At 37.9% G+C, this 1,950-nt stretch carries 1 protein-coding gene; it reads left to right on the top strand.

Going from position 1 to position 1,950, the window contains the following annotated elements; all coding sequences use genetic code 11:
• Positions 1–1,184 precede the first annotated feature (1,184 nt).
• Positions 1,185–1,742 (top strand): hypothetical protein, encoded by a 558-nt coding sequence (locus tag KSO91_RS17055; RefSeq protein ID WP_238744219.1) that lies wholly within the window; start codon positions 1,185–1,187, stop codon positions 1,740–1,742.
• Positions 1,743–1,950 lie beyond the last annotated feature (208 nt).

Raw genomic sequence — 1,950 nt, 5'->3', positions numbered from 1 at the left:
AAGTTAACGATGGAATGTGCTTAAAGCTCGTTTCTCGCAGGTCTTATAGATAGTCGTGGTTGTCAATCCCTGAGTATGCGTTTTGAAGCGAGTTGTTCTGTTGGCTCGAACGTCTTGTTAGAAACATCGTATGTTTAGCAAATCAATATTCGTAACCAACAGAAGCATGTTCCACTTATATAATAGGAAATGAATTTATTAAATAAGTGGATTGGTCAAACTATAAGGCAAATCACCGGACGCATTACGCTTTGTCGTCTTTTTTGCAAAACAAAAAGCCGCAAAAATGTCGCCAAACCTAAGCGCCAGTGTTTAGCGGCGTTATATTTCACTCCGATTTGTGAAATGTAAAAATGATTAACAGGTTGGTTGGGGATTTTACGCGATCCCATTTTTAATGAGTTTGCTAATCGGCTCTCTGAATCGCAGTTGGAAATGGGGCAAAATCAAGTTGGCTTTTGTATTAAACGGGCTTGGTTAATTTACCAATTTTATCAACGTTACGTTTTGAGCTTTGTTGTTTTCAATTGGGCTACTTCGTTGAAAAATAGATCGGTAAATCAAACAGTTTTAGTTTCAAGTTAAAATAAATATAAGCGTTGCGTTTCATGTAGGCTACAAGCTTACAAGTCGCAAAACTTAACAAGGCAAAGCACTGGACGCATTACGCTTTGTCGTCTTTTTTGCAAAAAGAAAAAGCTGCAAAAACGCCGCCAAACCTATGCGCCAGTGTTTAGCGGCGTTAAATTTCACTCCGATTTTTAAAATGTAAAAATGATTAATAGGTTGGTTGGGTGTTTTGCGCGATCCCATATCCAATGGATTTGCGAATCGGCACTCTGAATCGCAGCTGGAAATGGGGCAATATCAAGTTGGCTTTTGTACTAAACGGGCTTGGTTAATTTACCTATTTATCAGTATCACGTTTTGAGCATTGCTGTTTGCAGTTGGGCTACTTCGTTGAAAATTAAGTAGGCAAATCAAACAGTTTTAGTTTCAAGTTAAAAGAAATATACGCGTTGCGTTTCATGTAGGCTACCAGCTTACAAGTCGCAAAACTTAACAAGGCAAGGCACTGGACGCATTACGCTTTGTCGTCTTTTTTGCAAAAACAAAAAGCCGCAAAAATGTCGCCAAATCTACGCGCCAGTGTTTAGCGGCGTTATATGCTCAAGGATTTCACAATGACCATTGAACAAAAGTCAGCAAGCTTTGAGTTTATGGCCTTTATAGAAGATGAAGGAACAAGGGTATTTCTTGAAAAATTCTCTAGCCAAGTTAAAGCTGAGAACTGTCGTGGTAAAGTGATTAACATTGTTTCATTTGTTGACTACCTGCTATCGGAGTTACTCATAAAGTTTAGCCCTAACAAACTGAAAGCTACCAAATTAACTTCAGATTTATCTGGCTGTTTAAACTCTATAATGAACAAAGCAAATGTGTGTCATATGTTAGCATTACTTACGGATAATGAGTTTGAACACATTAAATTACTTGCAAATGTTAGAAATGACTTTGCACACGATTGGCTGACTGATTTTACATCATCTCAAGTAGTAAAACGTATTGGGAAGCTTTCTTCAAATTCAAACTTATCGTCAGAAGCGAAGTTTATGGTTATAGGTGGAGAATTGGTTACCCTGTTACATCATCGACTTGGTTATGCTGAAATACTTAATGAAGATTTACCCAACAAGAACATGGTTAACACCGCTAGTAAAATGGCTCCGAAACGCATATAACAAGGCGTTTAAACGGAACTAAAACAGTTGGTTAGGTTCCGCTTCGCTTCACATTATAACCAACAATTTTAGTCCGCTTAACGCGGCGTTGGTATGACTTCCCACGTCAAGTTAAATATTACTTTTCCCTGCCCATTTATTTAGAGCCTATCGATTTTCTCTGTTAATAAGAGAATTAACGTACAGAATGAAGCAAGTAATTTCGTCG

The sequence above is a fragment of the Psychromonas antarctica genome, from assembly GCF_022267535.1.
In the GTDB taxonomy this organism is placed as follows: Bacteria; Pseudomonadota; Gammaproteobacteria; order Enterobacterales; family Psychromonadaceae; genus Psychromonas; species Psychromonas antarctica.
The sequence above is the reverse complement of the archived record's forward strand: the minus strand, read 5'-3'. Positions and strand labels throughout refer to the sequence as shown.

What these genes read in the sequence shown, in the direction of transcription:
- KSO91_RS17055 (WP_238744219.1), top strand. Translation starts at nt 1,185, where the DNA reads ATGACCATTGAACAAAAGTCAGCAAGCTTTGAGTTTATGGCCTTTATA.